This window comes from Achromobacter sp. 46006, from assembly GCF_059761975.1.
The window spans coordinates 19,540-34,211 of sequence record NZ_JCBANN010000011.1; the positions used below are offsets into that span (position 1 = coordinate 19,540).

16 protein-coding genes are annotated in these 14,672 nt (G+C 68.1%); 6 read left to right on the top strand and 10 right to left on the bottom strand.

The features are described 5' to 3' along the window. Positions 1-117: 117 nt before the first annotated feature. The 8 genes from AC6LKG_RS08440 to AC6LKG_RS08475 all read right to left on the bottom strand — a co-directional run bounded on the left by AC6LKG_RS08440 (position 118) and on the right by AC6LKG_RS08475 (position 7,390). Complete coding sequence (locus AC6LKG_RS08440; protein ID WP_498163895.1) at positions 118-747, bottom strand: MlaC/ttg2D family ABC transporter substrate-binding protein; 630 nt, start codon at positions 745-747, stop codon at positions 118-120. A gap of 38 nt (positions 748-785) precedes the next feature. Further along, a complete protein-coding gene (locus AC6LKG_RS08445; RefSeq protein WP_498163896.1) occupies positions 786-1,592 on the bottom strand; it encodes an MlaA family lipoprotein in 807 nt (268 codons plus the stop codon). Between the two features lie 86 nt (positions 1,593-1,678). Beyond that, entirely contained in the window at positions 1,679-2,182 is a 504-nt protein-coding gene (mlaD, locus tag AC6LKG_RS08450; RefSeq protein ID WP_498163897.1) for an outer membrane lipid asymmetry maintenance protein MlaD, read from the bottom strand. 13 nt (positions 2,183-2,195) lie between these two features. Then, complete coding sequence (gene mlaE / locus AC6LKG_RS08455; protein WP_427991408.1) at positions 2,196-2,984, bottom strand: lipid asymmetry maintenance ABC transporter permease subunit MlaE; 789 nt, start codon at positions 2,982-2,984, stop codon at positions 2,196-2,198. Continuing rightward, entirely contained in the window at positions 2,981-3,817 is an 837-nt protein-coding gene (locus tag AC6LKG_RS08460) for an ABC transporter ATP-binding protein (RefSeq protein WP_498163898.1), read from the bottom strand. The genes mlaE and AC6LKG_RS08460 overlap by 4 nt, the downstream gene beginning before the upstream one ends. A gap of 273 nt (positions 3,818-4,090) precedes the next feature. After that, complete coding sequence (locus AC6LKG_RS08465; protein ID WP_498163899.1) at positions 4,091-5,152, bottom strand: NAD(P)H-dependent flavin oxidoreductase; 1,062 nt, start codon at positions 5,150-5,152, stop codon at positions 4,091-4,093. Positions 5,153-5,171: 19 nt separating this feature from the next. After that, positions 5,172-6,149, bottom strand: a complete 978-nt coding sequence (locus tag AC6LKG_RS08470; protein WP_498163900.1) for a Bug family tripartite tricarboxylate transporter substrate binding protein — start codon at positions 6,147-6,149, stop codon at positions 5,172-5,174. A gap of 20 nt (positions 6,150-6,169) precedes the next feature. Next, positions 6,170-7,390, bottom strand: a complete 1,221-nt coding sequence (locus AC6LKG_RS08475) for a YbfB/YjiJ family MFS transporter (RefSeq protein ID WP_498163901.1) — start codon at positions 7,388-7,390, stop codon at positions 6,170-6,172. A 65-nt stretch (positions 7,391-7,455) separates the two neighbouring features. Here AC6LKG_RS08475 and AC6LKG_RS08480 point away from each other — a divergent pair, with 65 nt between their 5' ends. Beyond that, entirely contained in the window at positions 7,456-8,328 is an 873-nt protein-coding gene (locus AC6LKG_RS08480; RefSeq protein WP_498163902.1) for a LysR family transcriptional regulator, read from the top strand. Between the two features lie 17 nt (positions 8,329-8,345). Here AC6LKG_RS08480 and AC6LKG_RS08485 read toward each other — a convergent pair whose 3' ends face one another. Both AC6LKG_RS08485 and AC6LKG_RS08490 read right to left on the bottom strand, forming a co-directional pair. Then, positions 8,346-8,987, bottom strand: coding sequence for an OmpW/AlkL family protein (locus AC6LKG_RS08485; RefSeq protein ID WP_175133369.1), 642 nt, complete (start codon positions 8,985-8,987; stop codon positions 8,346-8,348). Positions 8,988-9,115: 128 nt separating this feature from the next. Beyond that, positions 9,116-10,033, bottom strand: a complete 918-nt coding sequence (locus tag AC6LKG_RS08490) for a LysR family transcriptional regulator (RefSeq protein ID WP_498163903.1) — start codon at positions 10,031-10,033, stop codon at positions 9,116-9,118. 258 nt (positions 10,034-10,291) lie between these two features. Between AC6LKG_RS08490 and AC6LKG_RS08495 the strand changes: the two genes are divergently transcribed. Genes AC6LKG_RS08495 through AC6LKG_RS08515 form a run of 5 tightly spaced genes read left to right on the top strand, consistent with a single transcriptional unit; the run spans position 10,292 to position 14,581 of the window. After that, complete coding sequence (locus tag AC6LKG_RS08495) at positions 10,292-11,062, top strand: 5-oxoprolinase subunit PxpA (RefSeq protein ID WP_498163904.1); 771 nt, start codon at positions 10,292-10,294, stop codon at positions 11,060-11,062. Positions 11,063-11,095: 33 nt separating this feature from the next. Next, positions 11,096-11,338: an acetyl-CoA carboxylase gene (locus AC6LKG_RS08500; protein ID WP_498163905.1), complete on the top strand. Its 243-nt coding sequence runs from the start codon at positions 11,096-11,098 to the stop codon at positions 11,336-11,338. Between the two features lie 3 nt (positions 11,339-11,341). Next, a complete protein-coding gene (locus tag AC6LKG_RS08505; protein WP_498163906.1) occupies positions 11,342-12,730 on the top strand; it encodes an acetyl-CoA carboxylase biotin carboxylase subunit in 1,389 nt (462 codons plus the stop codon). Continuing rightward, positions 12,727-13,602: a 5-oxoprolinase subunit B family protein gene (locus AC6LKG_RS08510; RefSeq protein ID WP_498163907.1), complete on the top strand. Its 876-nt coding sequence runs from the start codon at positions 12,727-12,729 to the stop codon at positions 13,600-13,602. Before AC6LKG_RS08505 ends, AC6LKG_RS08510 begins: the two co-directional genes overlap by 4 nt. Continuing rightward, complete coding sequence (locus tag AC6LKG_RS08515) at positions 13,592-14,581, top strand: 5-oxoprolinase subunit C family protein (RefSeq protein ID WP_498163908.1); 990 nt, start codon at positions 13,592-13,594, stop codon at positions 14,579-14,581. The genes AC6LKG_RS08510 and AC6LKG_RS08515 overlap by 11 nt, the downstream gene beginning before the upstream one ends. Positions 14,582-14,672: the final 91 nt, after the last annotated feature.

Genomic DNA, 14,672 nt, shown 5'->3' on the forward strand with positions numbered 1-14,672 from the left:
ACGCGAGGCGCCGATAGCCCCGGAGGGCGTGGGGGCGTGGCGCGATGGTCCGTCCCCAAATGACAGGCCCGGCGGACCGCAGGGGCGCGCCGGGCCGGGGCAAGCCGGACGGGATCGTTACTGGTTGCGCTGGTTCAGCGCCGCGATCAGGCCGTCGATACCGTTCTGGTTGATCTGCTGGGCGAACTGGTTGCGGTAGTTCTCGATCAGCCAGATGCCTTCGACGTTCATGTCGTAGATCTTCCAGCCCTGGGGCGTTTTTTCCAGGCGGTAGTCGACGCCGGTCGGCTGGCCGTTGGACTGGCTGATGAGCGTGCGCACGACCACATCGTCGGCCTTGGGGTCGCCGCGGAACGGCAGGGCCGTGATCTTGGTGCTGGACGTGACACGGGTCAGCGCGCCGCTGTAGGTGCGCACCAGCGTGCCGCGGAACGCCTCGGCCAGGGCCGTCTTCTGCTGCTCGGTGGCCTGGCGCCAGTAGCGGCCGGCCGCCAGGCGCGTGGTCTTCTGGAAGTTGACGTAGGGCAGGATGTGCTCGTTGACGACCTGGTTGATGAGAGCCGTGTTGCCCGCCTTGGCGGCGCCGTCGGCCTTCAGGACGTCCAGGGTCTCATTGGCCGCGGCCAGCACGAACTGGTCCGGCGCGCCGTGGGCGTCGGGTTGCGCCTGCGCGGCGGCGCTGGCCGCCAGACCCAGCAGGCCGGCAAAGGCCAGGCGCTGGAGCAGGGGGAAAAAGGAAAACCGCATGGAAACTCCTTGCTGTACTGAAAACGCGACCCAATAGCTTACTTGGTTGCGGGATTCGCCACCGGCGCGGGGGCACCCTTGGCCTGGCCGGCGTCGGTGTCCTCGTTGTCCTCGTAGTTGGGCAGGTTGGATTCGTCATCGGCGCGCTGGCCGTTCACCATGGCGGCGCGGCGCTGCAGATAGGCATCGCGCACGAAGCTGTACGGGTCGAGCGCCACGCGGTCGACGGTGTCGGTGGCGTTGAGCAGGCTGGCACGGGTGTCGACCACTTCCAGTCCCCACAGCGAGTTGCGCAGCGGCACGTTGTCGATGGCGCTCACGCCCATGTAGCCATACATGCGGCCCTGCCAGTCGCCGACCAGGCCGACGCCGTCGCGCACGCTGGACGCGCCGAAGAACGGCAGCACCAGGTACGGGCCCTGGCTGAAGCCCCAGACGCCCAGCGTGGTGCCGAAGTCGTTCGGGATCTTGCGCGCGCCGTTGGCCGAAGCGACGTCGAAGCAGCCGCCCACGCCCATGGTGGTGTTGAACAGGAAGCGGCCGAGGGTGTTGACAAAGTCGTGGCCGCGGCCTTGCAGGAAGCTGTTGGTGCCCGACCAGAGGTCGCCGACGTTGCTGAAGATGTTGTGGACACAGCTACGCACCGGCTCCGGGGTGACGTAGGTATAGGCCTGCGCCACCGGCTTGAAGACCGCGCGGTCGACGGTGTCGTTGAACTTGTAGACGCCGCGGTTGAAGCCTTCCCAGGGATCGCGCGGATCGGGCTGTTGCGGCGCGGCGCAACCCGCCATCAGCGCACCGGCCGCGGCGATGGTGGCGATTCGGGAGAGAGCGTTCTTGTTCATGATCAGGGCATCCCTATCAACAGAATTGTATTCTTATTGCAGCGTGCGTCAAGCACCGGGGTGTTGCCGGGCGTGACGGATCCTCTTTAATTTGCCGGCGCTTTCGCATCCGGCGCGCCCGCCGTGTTCGTGCCTTCCTTCTCGGCCGATCCGTACAGGAACTTGCTGATCAGCTGTTCCAGCACGATGGCGCTCTGGGTATAGCGGATCTTGCCGCCATCGGCCAGGTTGTCTTCTTCGCTTCCCGGGGTCAGGCCCAGGTACTGCTCGCCGAGCAGGCCTGACGTGAGGATGGCGGCGGAAGAGTCCTTGGGAAACTGGTAGGCGGTTTCCAGGTTGATGGCGACCACCGCCTGGAAGGTCTTGTCGTCAAAGGAAATCTTGGCGATCCGCCCTACCACGACCCCGGCGCTTTTCACGGGGGCGCGCACCTTGAGGCCGCCTACGTTATCGAAATTGGCCGTCAGCGTATAGGTGGGCGCGAAAGAAAAGGTGCTCAAGTTGCCAGCGCGCAACGCCAGGAACGCCAGCGCGGCCGCGCCCAGCAAGACGAACAGGCCTACCCAGAAATCGGTTTTTTCACGAGACATGATCGATCCGTAATCAGTTTCCAAACATCAAGGCGGTGAGCAGGAAGTCCAGCCCCAGCACCGCCAGCGAACCCACCACGACCGTGCGGGTGGTGGCGCGGGCGACGCCTTCGGGCGTGGGTTTGGCCTGCCAGCCTTCGTAAAGCGCCACCAGCGTCACCGTGACGCCGAATACCAGGCTCTTGATGACGCCGTTCAGGACGTCGTCCCATACATCGACGCCACCCTGCATCTGCGACCAGAAGGCGCCGGCGTCGACGCCGATCATCAGCACGCCGACCACCCAGCCGCCCATGATGCCGACCATGGAGAACACGGCAGCCAGGATCGGCATGGCGATGATGCCGCCCCACAGGCGCGGCACCAGCACGCGGCGCATCGGGTCGACCGCCATGACTTCCATGGCGGACAGTTGTTCGCCAGCCTTCATCAGACCGATCTCGGCGGTCAGCGAGGTGCCGGCGCGGCCGGCGAACAGCAGCGCCGTCACTACCGGGCCCAGTTCGCGCACCAGCGACAGCGCCACCAGCAGGCCGAGCGATTCCTCGGCGCCGTAGCGGTTCAGCGTGTAGTAGCCCTGCAGGCCCAGCACGAAGCCGACGAACATGCCGGACACGGCGATGATCAGCAGCGAGTAGTTGCCGATGAAATGGATCTGCTGCGACACCAGCCGCGGCCGCGACAGCGCGATGCCGCTGCGCGCCAGCATGGCGCCGAAGAACCGGGTGAAGTAGCCGATGCCGGCGATGCGGGTGCGCACCCAGCCGCCCAGCGCGCCTACCGCGTTGTTGGATCCGCTCATGCCTTGCGCCCTTGTTGTTGCGACAGCCACTGCCGGAAAGCCGGCGTTTCAGGGTACTGGAACGCGACCGGGCCGTCGGGCTCGCCCTTGAGGAATTGCTGCACGTAGGGGTCCGGGGAGGCCGACAGGCTGTCCGGCGTGCCGGCGGCCTTGAGCTGACCCTGTCCCACCAGGTAGACCTGGTCGGCGATGGCGAACGACTCGTGCACGTCATGGGTGATCAGCACCGAGGCGCAGCCCAGGCGGTCGGCCAGGCTGCGGATCAGGCGGGCGGTGATGCCCAGCGAGATCGGGTCGAGCCCGGCAAAAGGTTCGTCGTACAGGATCAGTTCGGGCTCCAGCACGATCGCGCGAGCCAGCGCCACCCGGCGCGCCATGCCGCCCGAGATCTCGGCTACCTTCAAGTGGGCGGCGGCACGCAGCCCGACGGCGTCGAGCTTGTCGAGCACGCGGGCGGTGAGGTCGGCCTCGGTCAGGCTGGTATGTTCGCGCAGCGGGAAGGCGACGTTCTCGAATACGTTCAGGTCGGTGAACAGCGCGCCCTGCTGGAACAGCACGCCCATGCGCTTGCGCAGCGCCTGCAGTCCGGCGGGCGTGGCCTGGCCGATGTCCTGGCCGAACGCCAGCACGGTGCCCTGCTGCGCGGTGAGCTGCCCGGTGGCAGCCCGCAGCAGCGTGGTCTTGCCCGAGCCCGAGCCGCCCATGATGGCGACCACCTGGCCCGAACGCGCTTCCATGGAAATGTCGCGCAAGACGGTGAAATCACCGTAGCCTAGCGTCACACCTTCCAGGCGCAGGGCGAATTCCGGGGTGCTGCGGGTTAGATCGGGCATGGGCAACGAACGGGTGTTTCGGTGGCGGATGCCCTGCCGCCGCGCTCATGCGCGGGCGGGGATCCGGCCGGCGCGAGCGAGACGGGCTGCGTCGGGAAGCGCCCTGTTACTCATAAGCCGGGGACGCGAGAATACCAGTCGTTCCCGGCGGCGAGGGGCCATTGTAGCCCGATGAATTGTCACCGCAGTGGGATATGGCTGTCCGTGGAACAGTGTTTTCGCTTGGGGGAACAATCCGGGGACGCTCCGGATCCTGCCAGGCAAGGCCGGGCGTCAGCCCAGGCCGCGCGCGGCGGCGGTCTCGCGCGCCAGCCGTGCCACCAGCGCGGCCGTGCTTTCGCGCCGGGCGAGCGGCGCGCCCTGGCCGGCCCATAGTGACAGGACGGCGATGTTGCCGGCCTTGCCGCCTGCCGTGCGCATCGGGCGGGTCAGCGCATTCTGCAGCGGGTACGGCAGGATATCGTCCGATAGTTGCTCAGCGTCGCGCATGAAGGCATTCACGATGCCGCGCGCCGGCCGGCCGGAAAAGGCCCGGGTGATGCGCGACTGTTCCGGCAGGGAGGCCGGCAGTACCGCCTTGTAGGCCTCGCCGATGCCGGCTTCGTCCGTGGTCAGGAATGCCGTCCCCATTTGTGCGGCGTCCGCGCCCAGGGCCAGCGCGGCGGCGATGCCGCGGCCGTCCATGATGCCGCCGGAGGCGATCACCGGGATCGACACCGCATCGGCCACCTGCGGCACCAGGGCCATGGTGCCGATCAGCGAATGCTCGAAATCGTCCAGGAAGGTGCCGCGATGTCCGCCCGCCTCGGCCCCTTGGGCCACGACGGCGTCGACCCCGTCCTGCTCCAGGGCCACGGCTTCGCGCACGGTGGTGGCGGTGCCGACCGTCAGGATGCCCAGTTCGCGGCAGCGCGCCAGCACGTCCGCCGGCAGGCGTCCGAAGGTGAAGCTCAGGACCGCCGGCCGCACGCGCAGCACGGCCTCGATCTGACCGGGCAGCGGATCGGCCTGCGGGCCGGGCGCCACCGGCGCCGGCAGTCCCAACTGGGCGTGGTAGCGCGCCAGCAGGTCCAGCATGCGGCTGGCGTCGCCCTTGAAGGGCTGCTCGGGCAACGCCGCGAACAGGTTGATGCCGAACGGCCGATCGGTGCGCGCGCGGATCGCGGCGGCGGCCGCCTCGATCTGTTCGGGCGTCATGTAGGCCGCACCCAGCGAACCCAGGACACCCGCCTTCGATGCCTCCGACACCAGCTCCACCGTTGTCGCGCCGCCGGCCATGGGCGCCTGGATGACGGGGTGGTCAAGCTTGAGCAGATCGGAAAGACGGGATGTCATGGGGATACTCCTGGTTGGCTTACTGGAGCTGGATATTTCCAGCCTTGATGACTTGCGCCCACTTGACCGTTTCGTTCTTGATGAAGGCGCCGAATTGCTCGGGCGTACCGCCGCCGGCCTGGCTGCCGGTGTCGGCGATGGCCTTCTGCACGTCGGCTTCCTTCAGGATACGGTTGAACTCGGCGTTGAGCTTGGCGATGATGGGCGCCGGGGTGCCGGCGGGGGCGACGATGCCCTGCCAGTTGTACGACTCGAAGCCGGGCAGGCCGGATTCGGCCATGGTCGGCACGTCCGGCAGCACCGCCAGGCGCTGGGCCGACGTCACCGCGATCGGGTGGATCTTCTTGCCCTGGATGGCGGGCAGCGCCGAATAGCCCATCTCGAACATCATCGAGATATGGCCGCCCATCAGGTCGGTCGCGGCCAGGCTGCCGCCCTTGTAGGGCACGTGCACGATGTCGATCTTGGCCTGCTCGCGGAACATCTCGCCGGACAGATGGTGCGCGCCGCCCACGCCGGACGAGCCGAACGACAGCTTGCCCGGCTGCTTCTTGGCCAGGGCGATCAGGTCGGCCAGGGACTTGACCGGCAGTTCGTTGTTGACGCTCAGCACCAGCGGGCTGGTTTCGATCAGGATGATGGGTGCCAGATCCTTTTGCGGGTCGTACGGCATGTCCTTCATCAGCGACGGGTTGACCGCCATCGGCGCCAGGTTGCCGGTGCCGATGGTATAGCCGTCGGGGGCGGCCTTGGCGATCAGGTTGGTGCCGACCACGCCGCCCGCGCCCGCCTTGTTCTCGACCACGATCGGCTGGCCCAGCGACTCGCCCAGCTTGCGCGCCAGCAGGCGCACGCGGGTATCGGCGAAGCCGCCCGGGGCGTACGGCACGATCATGGTGATGGGCTTGGCGGGCCAGTCGGTTGCCTGGGCGTGGGCGGTGCCGCCGAGAACGGCGCAGGTGGCCAGGGCGGCGATCAGGGGACGGAACGGTTTCATGCTGGGGTGACTCCTCATTCTTAATGTGATGGTTCCTGGGAACCCATCGCATTATGCCCAGCGTTGCCGCCCTCGGCGCTGATTTTTCCCAAGCGCCAGGCCGATAGCGCCAGCAGCACCGCGCCGCCGGCCAGCACTTGCGGCAGTGTCGCGCCCCAGCGAGCGGCGCCCGAGGCCAGCAGCGGCCCCACGATTTGCCCGGCGGCGAACGCCGAGGTCATCACGGCGGCGGCCCGCGGCGCGGCGGCGCCGGCCAGGCGCTGGGCAGCCAGCATGCCCGATTGCGTGATGACCATGAATGTGCCGCCCACCAGCAGCGCCGCGACGATGACCGCGGCCATGTTGTGCCACAGCGCGACAGCCAGCATGCCCAATGCCATCACTGCCTGCGCACCGCGCCACACTGTCTTGTCGTCGGGGGCCTGGGCCACGCGCGGCGCCAGCAGGCAGGACAGCGCGGCGGCCAGCCCGAACAACGGCCAGGCCCAGCCGAACACCGCCGGATCGGCAATGATCTGGCGCGCCATGGCGGGCAGGAAGGTGGCGGGGATGATGTAGCCGGCGCCGAATACGCCATAGTGCAGCGCCAGCCGGCCGAGGCCCGAGGGCAGCGGCCCCGGCGCCGCCGCCGCGCCCAGGGGATGGGCCGCTGCCGGCCGCTTCAGCCCGGCCCAGGCCAGCGCCGATAGCGCCAGGGTCAGCGCGCCCAGCGCGGTCCAGTTGGCATTGGCGCCGGCGCCCGTGGCCATCAGCGCCAGGCAGGCCAGGCCTGTCAGCGCGATGCCGGCGCCGACCCCGGCATAGGTGATGGCCGATACCGCTGGCGCGCGCGGGTCGCCGGGCCCGACGGGACGCGCCGCCGCCACGCAGATGAAGGCGCTGGCGCTGCCGTAGCCGGCCGCCAGCCGCAGCAGGCTCCAGGCCAGGATGCCATGGCACCACGGCATGGCCAGTGTCAGCAGCGCCACGGCCAGCAGGCTGGCGGCCAGTGTCGCGCGCGGGTGCCGCGGCGGCCGCGCCGCGGCGGCCAGGGCGCCCAGCAGGTAGCCGGCGTAATTGGCCGAGGCCAGCCAACTGCCCTGCGCCAGCGACAGGCCGGCTTCCTGCGCCATCAGCGGCCAGACCGGCGTGAAGGCGAAACGGCCGATGCCCATGGCGGCCGCCAGCGCCAGCGCGGCCGGCAAGGCCAGGGCGAAGGCGCCACGCGGGCGGGCGGGATCAGGGTGGAGAACGCTTGACATGCTTCCCACTCTACGGCTGTACTAATATCTTGAATAGTGAATTATTAAGAACAAGAGTTCTTGAAATGAGAAACTTGGATCTCGACGCGCTGCAGATCTTCAAGGCCGTGGCCGATCATGGTGGCGTGGCGCGTGCCGCGGCCCACCTGAATCGGGTGCAGTCGAACGTGTCCACGCGCCTCAAACAGTTGGAAGCCACGCTGGAGGCGCCGCTGTTCCGGCGGCAGAACCGGCGCCTGGTGCTGTCGGAACAGGGTCGCGTGCTGCTGTCCTACGCCGACCGGCTGCTGCGCCTGTCGGCTGAAGCCCAGGCGGCGGTGCGCGACGGCGCGCCGCAAGGCCTGCTGCGCGTGGGCACCATGGAAAGCACGGCCGCTGCGCGTCTGCCGCCAATCCTGGCGGCCTATCACGCGGCCTGGCCGCAGGTGCGCATCGAGCTGGTCACGGGCACCTCGGGTGCGCTGGCCGCCAAGGTGCGCAACTACGAGATCGAAGCCGCCTTCGTGGCGCGGCCGTTCGAGGCGCAGGGGTTGGCGCAGCAGCCGGCGTTCGACGAAGAACTGGCCCTGATCTCGCCGCTGGCCTGGCCGGCGATCCGTGGGCCCCGGGACGTGGGCGAACGCAGCGTGATCGCGTTCGCCGCGGGCTGTTCGTATCGCCGCATCCTCGAATCGTGGTTCGGCCAGGATGGCGTGGCGCCGGGCAAGGTGATGGAATTCGCGTCGTACCATGCCATCGTCGCGTGCGTGGCGGCAGGTTCGGGCGTGGCGATCGTGCCGCGTTCGGTGCTGGCGTTGCTGGGGGCGGAGCCGTCGTTGCGCGTGACGCCGCTGTCCGGCAAGCACGGCCACGCACAGACGCGATTGATCTGGCGCGCGGACGACGAAACGCCTGCATTGCAGGCGTTGCGGCAGCTACTGGCGCAGCGGCGCCAGTAGCCCGTGGCAGGGAGCAATCAGAAGCGGTAACCGACGCCCAGCGTGGCAACCCAGGGGTTGATGCGGGCGGTGCCGATGTGTTCGCCGTTGAGCTTCACCTTCGACTTGATGTCGATGTAGCGGATGTCGGCGTTCATGAACCAGCGTTCGTTGATCTTGATGTCCGCGCCCAGTTGCGCGGCCACGCCCCAGGAATCGCCCATCTTCAGGTCGGAACCCTTGAGCGCGCCTTCGGCCTTGGTGTCGAAGAACTTGGTGTAGTTGATGCCGACGCCGATGTACGGCTGCACCATGCTGTCGGGCAGGATGTGCCATTGCAGGCTGAGGGTCGGCGGCAGTTGCTTGCTGGAACCGATCTTGCCCAGGCCGCTGCCGCGCACGTCGTGCTGGAACGGCCAGGCGCCCAGCAGTTCGATGCCGATGTTGCGCGTGGCCATGTAGGCCAGCGTGAAGCTGGGACGCACGTTGTTGCTGGCATCGAGCTTGACGCTGCCATCGAGCACCGTGCCGTTGTTGGAGGCCGGACGCACCTGGGTCGCGCCGACCCGGAACAGGATGTCGCCGGCCTCGTGGGCGTGGGCGGGGGCGGCAAGCATCAGGGTGGCGCCGCAGGCGGTGGCCAGGGCAAGGGCGCGGGTGCGCCGATACATCGCGAACATTTCCTCTCTCCGTGTATTGCGTGAATGCAGGCATTCAGGTTCGCAGAGGTGGGAAAAGCCGGTCTTGACGTGTATCAAGCGGCGACATGGCGCGTGGCGGTGGCGCCACAATCGCGCGTCAATCAGACTCAACGCAGGTTGTCAGTGCCGCGCGGTACGGCGTAAGCGTGGCGGAAATAGTCGCGCACGGCGCGCATCGGGCCGGTGATGTCGGCGCCCTTGCGCCAGGCCAGGCCCACGTTCATCGGCGGGATCGGGTCCTTCAACTGGATGGTCTCGATGCGGCGGCCTTCCAGCGACCAGGGACGATAGACCATGTCCGAGAGCACCGCCACGCCGCCGCCATTGGCCACCATGCTGCGCACGGCCTCCACCGACGAGGTGCGCAGGCGCACGTCGGGGCGGAATGGCGTCTCGCTCCAGTAGCGCAACGCGGTGTGCGCGGCCTCGTCGACGGTCAGCATGATGAACGGTTCGTGCGCTACGTCTTCCAGCGTCACGGTGTCGCGCGCCAGCAGCGGGTGGCGCGCCGGCACCCACAGCCGTCGCGGCGAGCCGAAGAAGTGCTCGACCGCCAGTTCCGGGTTCACCACGTTCGAGGTCAGCAGCACCGCCATGTCATAGCGGTGCGCGATCAGGCCTTCCTCGATGGCGTTGCGGTTGAGTTCGTGCAACTGGATGTCCAGGTTGGGGTAGAGCTGCGACAGGCGCTGCAGGTGGTATGGCAGGAAGTAGCCGATGACCGTATAGGACGCCGCCAGCAGCAGGCGCCCGCTCTCGCGCCCATCGGCGCTGGGCATGCGCAGCGCCTCGTCGACCGACGACAGGATGTTGTAGGCATGGTTGAGAAAGCCGCGTCCGGTCTCGGTCAGCGCCACGCCGCTGGCGCTGCGCAGGAATAGCGGCGAGCCGACGATTTCCTCAAGCTCGCGGATCGCCGTGGTGACGGCTGATTGCGAGATGGCGAGCTGGATCGCCGCCTGCGAGATCTGCCCGAGTTCGGCGGCCGCGACGAAATACTTGAGTTGCCGAAGCGTGAGCGACATGGATTAATTATCTGATTTATAGATGGCTTGCCGACAGAATATCTGTTTATCCGCGCCACCAGGGTGCGTCAAATGTCAGGGAAATCCCTGAAATTTCATAGCAATCGACGAAGCGCCCGAATTTGGTGCCCAGCGTGGTGCATCTGAAATTCAGATAAAAGCCGATCCAAAAAAAGAACTTTTTATCCCTATGCCGCTTCGCTACTGTGCAGGCATTGCGCGGGCCACCGGTCCGCGAGTGGAAGGAGATCCTGTTTCATGAGCAAGGCGACGATAGACCTGAACTCCGATATGGGCGAGGGCTTTGGTTCCTGGAAGATCGGCGATGACGTGGACGACGCCATCATGCCGCTGATCAGCTCGGCCAACATCGCCACCGGCTTTCACGCCGGCGACCCCAACATCATGAACCGCACCGTGGTGATGGCGCGCGAGCATGGCATCGGCATCGGCGCGCATCCCGGCTTTCGCGACCTGGTCGGCTTCGGCCGCCGCGACCTGAACGAGAACGCCGAGGGCCTGGTCAACGACATCGTCTACCAGGTTGGCGCGCTGCGAGAATTCGCCCGCCTCCATGGCCTGCGGCTGCAGCACGTCAAGCCGCATGGCGCGTTGTACATGCGCGCCGCGCGCGACGAAACGCTGTCGCGCCGCCTGGTGCAGACGCTGCGCGACCTGGAGCCCACGCTGATGCTGTATTGCATGGAGAACTCGCTGACCTGCAAGGTGGCGCGCGAGCTGGGCCTGCCGGTGGTGCGCGAGTTCTATGCCGACCGCGACTACGACGCCAGCGGCTCGATCGTGTTCACGCGCTACACCCAGGCGCTCGATCCGGAGCAGGTGGCCGACAAGGTGCTGCGGGCGTGCACCGAAGGCAGGGTGCGCACCGTGGAGGGGCGCGACATCGCCATCGATTTCGATTCCGTCTGCATCCACAGCGACACCCCCGGCGCGCTGGCGCTGGTGCAGGCGACGCGAGCGCGCCTTGAGGCGCACGGCATCCGCATCGTGCCGCCGCAACTGTCCTGACCCCGCATTTCCAAACATTCCAAGGAGAAAACCATGTCGCAGCAAGAGATCCAGAGCCCCCTGCCCGGCACCTTCTATCGCCGTCCCAGTCCCGACGCCGCGCCGTTCGTCGAGGTCGGCGTCGCCATCAAGCCTGGCGACGTGGTCGGCATCGTCGAGGTGATGAAGCAGTTCAACCAGATCGAGGCCGAGGTCGGCGGCGTGGTCGCCGAGATCCTGGTGGCCGATGGCGACCCGGTCGAACCCGGCCAGGCGCTGCTGCGGATCGAGGGCTGAGGCATGGGCGTGCATTCCTTTTACCGGCCGCGCCGCATCCAGACCCTTTTGGTCGCCAATCGGGGCGAGATCGCCTTGCGCGTGATCCGCGCCGCGCGCGAACTGGGCATGCGCACGGTGGCGGTCTACAGCGACGCGGACCGCGATGCGCTGGCCGTGCGCCTGGCCGACGCGGCGGTGCACGTCGGGCCGGCCCACGCCACCCGCAGTTACCTCAATGCCGAGGCGCTGCTGGCGGCGGCCCGCGAGAGCGGCGCCGATGCGATCCATCCCGGCTACGGCTTCCTGGCCGAGAACGCCGATTTCTCGCAGGCCGTGACCGATGCCGGCCTGGTGTTCGTCGGCCCCGACGCCCGCACCATCCGCAGCATGGGCGACAAGGCGGCCGCGCGCGCCTGCGCCAAGGCGGCGGGGGTGCCCACGGTGCCGGGCAGCGAGGGCGTGGTCGGATCGCTGGACGAGGCCCTGAGCCATGCGGCGCAGATCGGCTATCCCCTGATGATCAAGGCCAGTGCCGGCGGCGGCGGCCGCGGCATCCGCGTGGCGGCCGACGAGGCGCAGCTGCGCGAGGCCATCCCCATGGCCCAGGCTGAAGCGCGCGCCGCGTTCGGCGACGGCGGCGTCTACCTGGAGCGCTACCTGCCGCGCGCCCGCCATATCGAGGTGCAGGTGCTGGGCGACGGCGAGCGCGCGGTGCACCTGTTCGAGCGCGAATGCTCGCTGCAGCGCCGCCGCCAGAAGGTGTTCGAGGAAGCGCCGTCGCCGGCGCTGAGCCCCGCGCTGCGCCAGGCGCTGTGCGAATCGGCGCTGCGCCTGACCGAATCGGTGGGCTATCGCGGCGCCGGCACGCTGGAATACCTGTACGACGAGGCCCGCGGCGAGTTCTACTTCATCGAGATGAACACGCGCATCCAGGTTGAGCATCCGATCACCGAAGCCATCACCGGCATCGACCTGGTGCGCGAGATGCTGCGCATCGCCGACGGCGAGCCGCTGCGCCTGAAGCAATCGGACATCGTCATGCGCGGCGCCGCCATCGAATGCCGCCTGAACGCCGAAGACCCGGCACGCAACTTCGCGCCTGGTCCCGGCACCGTGTCGCATGTGCGCTGGCCGGCCGGACCGGGGGTGCGCATCGACTCGATGGTGTATGCCGGCAGCGTGGTGCCGCCCTACTACGATTCGCTGCTGGCCAAGCTGATCGTATGGGACGAGGACCGCGACGCCGCGCTGGCACGCATGGCGCGCGCGCTGGACGAAACCGAATTCGAGGGCGTGCCGTCGACGCTGGCCCTGCATCGCGCCCTGGTGGCCGACGCGGGCGTGCTGGCGGGCGACTATCACACCAACTATCTGGAAAGCTGGATGCAGCAGCGGGAGGGGACCCAATGACGGTGCGCTACACCCATGGCGGCGATGAATTCATCTTCGCCGAGATCAGCGAGTCGATGTCGCTGGCCGCGTTCTTCAAGGGCATGGCGATCACGCGCGCGCTGCGCGAACGCGCCGTGCCTGGCGTGAGCGAGATCTGCCCGGCCAACGCCTCGTACCAGATCCGCTACGACCCCGAGCAGGTCGCGCCCGAGGCCATGCTGGCCATCCTGCGCGAGATCGAGGCCACCATCGACCTGGACAACCTGCGGCTGGACACCCGCGTCATCGAGGTGCCGGTGCTCTACAACGATCCCTGGACCCACGAGACGCTGATGCGCTTTCGCGAGCGCCACCAGGACCCGGATTCCACCGACCTGGAATACGCCGCGCGCATCAACGGCTTTGCCGATACCGACGAATTCATCGCGGCGCATTCCAGCGCGCCCTGGTTCGTGTCGATGGTGGGCTTCGTGGCCGGCCTGCCCTTCATGTTCCAGATGGTCGAGCGCGAACGCCAGCTCGAAGTGCCCAAGTACCTGCGGCCGCGCACCGACACGCCCAAGCACACGGTGGGACATGGCGGTTGCTTCGCCTGCATCTATTCCGTGCGCGGCGCGGGCGGCTACCAGATGTTCGGCGTGACACCGGCGCCGATCTTCGAGCCGGCCCAGCGCCAGGCGCACCTGCGCGACTCGATGGTGTTCTTCCGCCCCGGCGATATCGTCAAGTTCACGCCGATCAGCCGCGCCGACTACGACACCGCGGTGGCCGAGGTCGAGGCCGGCACCTTCCAGCTCAACATCCGTCCGGTGTCGTTCTCGCTGTCCGAATTCATGGCGGCGCCCGAACAGTACAACGCCCGCCTTCTGGAGACGCTCCATGTCGCATGACGAACCGCTCATCGAAGTGATCAAGCCCGGGCTGGCGACGTCGGTCCAGGATCGTGGCCGCCAGGGCTACTACCACCTGGGCATTCCGCCCTCGGGCGCGCTGGACCAGTACGCGCTGGCCGCGGCCAACCTGTTGGTGGGCAACCCCGAGGATGCGGCGGTGCTGGAATGCACGCTGATGGGCCCCGAACTGCGCTTCACCCGCGCCGCGGTGATCGCTGTCACCGGCGCCACCATGATGCCCAGGATCGATGGCCAGGCACAGGCCTGCAACACCGCGCTGGCGGTGCCGGCCGGCGCCCGGCTGTCGTTCGATTTCGTGCAGGCCGGCGCGCGCGCCTGCCTGGCGATTGCCGGCGGCATCGACGTGCCCGAAGTACTGGGCAGCCGCTCGACCTACACGCTGGGCGCCATTGGCGGCTTCGAGGGCCGCCGCCTGCGGGCCGGCGACCGCCTGCGCGTGGGCGCGCCGCGTGCGGGGGCGCGGGTCGGCCGCGCGCTGCCGGCGGCGCTCGCCAGCGAGTGTCCGAAGGAGCAGATGCTGCGCGTGGTGCCGGGCCTGTACGACCATCGCCTGATGCCGGAATCGTCCGCCTCGTTCTACGAGGACGCCTGGAGCGTGACCTCGGAAGCCGACCGCATCGGCTACCGCTACAAGAAAGGCCGCGCCCTGAAGTTCCAGCCGCGCGAGCAACCGTTCGGCGCGGGCGCCGATCCGTCCAACATCGTCGATGCCTGCTATCCCATCGGTTCGATCCAGGTGCCGGCGGGGGTGGAGCCCATCATCCTGCACCGCGATGCGGTGTCCGGCGGCGGCTACGCCATGATCGGCACCGTGATCAGCGCGGATCTCGACAAGGTCGGCCAGATGCAGCCCAACCAGCAGGCCCGTTTCGAGCGGGTCACGCTGGAGACGGCTTTGCAGGCCCGCAAGGACTACCGCGCCCGCCTCGAGCGGCTGCGCGCCGCCCTGGGCTGATCCCCGCCCCGCTTTCCCGTTGATTGCTGCTTTCCCTCCGGCCCGTTCCGACGGGCCGGACGGGCGCGCTCGCGCCTGTGCATTTGAGTTT